At 69.2% G+C, this 1,628-nt stretch carries 1 protein-coding gene; it reads right to left on the bottom strand.

Annotated features, from left to right (window positions below; genetic code table 11):
* Positions 1 to 1,628: condensation domain-containing protein (locus ACFW2Y_RS35765; RefSeq protein WP_384887905.1), on the bottom strand; the 1,628-nt coding region annotated here is incomplete at both ends.

The following is a 1,628-nucleotide window of genomic DNA, read 5'->3' as shown; positions in this document are numbered from 1 at the left end:
CGGTTCGCACGGGCGTCGAGTTCTCCGTACGTCGTCTCACGGCCCTCCGCCACCAGGGCAACAGCCTCCGGAGCCCGGTCCACCCACGCCTCGAATTCGCCGAGGACGTCCTCGAAGGCGTCCACGGTCGGTCTGCCGGCGTCGACCAGGAGGCTCATGGCGGGCGCCGCGGGCACAGCCACCGACGTGTCCGTGCGGTGCGCGAAGCAGGCCAGCAGGGCCAGATAGTGCTCGACGAACCGCTCGCCACTCACCTCGTCGAACAGGTCCGCGTCGTAGCCGAGGGAGCCCGTCAACCCGTCCGACCCCTCCTCGAGCAGCATCTCCAGGTCGAACCGGGTCGAGTGCAACGCGACCGGCACCCGCTCGACCCGCAGGTCGGCCGGTGAGTCGACCGCCAGGGACTGGTCGAAGTCGAACCAGGTCTGGAACAGCGGGTTGACGCCCGCGTGCCGCTCGTCCGTCAGGGCGTCCACCATGCGCTCGAAGGGGACGTCCTGGTGGCGCAGAGCGTCCAGGCCCGCCTCCTTGGTGAGCCGCAGCAGCTCGCTCACCGTCGGGTTGCCCTCCCAGGCCAGCCTGACCGGCAGCGAGTTGATGAACAGGCCGACCAGATGCTCCAGTTCGGGATGGGTGCGGCCGGCCGCAGGGACTCCCACGACGACGTCCGAGCGGCGCACGTACACCGACAGCAGGAATCCGTACGCGGCGAGCAGCACCATGAAGAGCGTCGCGTCGTGCGACCGCGCCAGCGCCCGCAGCTCGGCCTCGACCTCTACGGGGACGTGGAAGACCACCCGGCCTCCCGCGCCGGAGGGGGCAGCCGGCCGCGGCCGGTCGGTGGGCAGGTCGATCACGTCCGGCGCGTCTTTCAACACCGTTTTCCAATAGGTAAGTTGCTCCTGCGCCTCCCCCGTGGACAACCAGGCGTGCTGATGGGCCGCGTAGTCGGAGTACTGGAACGGGAGCGCGGGCAGCGGGCTGGGCCGATCCGCGAGCCGGGCGTCGTAGAGCGCCGACAGTTCCCTCCACAGCACGGTGAGCGACCAGGCGTCAATGACCGAGTGGTGGAAACTCACCAGCAGACAGTGGCTGTCGGCCGCGACACGGAACAACCGTGGGCGCAGCAGCGGCCCGGCGGCCAGGTCGAAGGGCCGGGCGGCATCCTCCTGTGACAGCTCGTGGACCCTGGTCATCGCCTCGGGGCGCGGGTGCGCGGACAGATCCGTCAGCGGCAGCCCTACGACGGCAGGGGGGTCGATCACCTGGAGCGGACCGCTCTGCTCGGTGGTGATCCGGGAGCGCAGCACCGCGTGCCGCCGCACCACTTCGGTCAGTGCCCACTGCAAGGCGGGCACGTCCAAGTCGCCGTCGATCCGCCACAGCGCCTGGGTGTTGTAGAGCGTGGAGTCCGGAACCATCTGGTCCAGGAACCACATGCGCTGTTGCCCGAAGGCCAGCAGACCGGGATCGGCAGCGGCTCCCCTTGACAGGAGACCGGGGGGCGCTTCGGTCCGCGAGTCACCGGCCCATTGGGCGAGTTGGTGGATGGTCGGGTTTTCGAAGATGGTGCGTACGGGGCAGTTGATTTTGAAGGTTTGGGTTATTCGGGTGGCGACTTGTGTGGC

The sequence above is a fragment of the Streptomyces sp. NPDC058877 genome, from assembly GCF_042742855.1.
Lineage (GTDB): Bacteria > Actinomycetota > Actinomycetes > Streptomycetales > Streptomycetaceae > Streptomyces.
The sequence above is the reverse complement of the archived record's forward strand: the minus strand, read 5'-3'. Positions and strand labels throughout refer to the sequence as shown.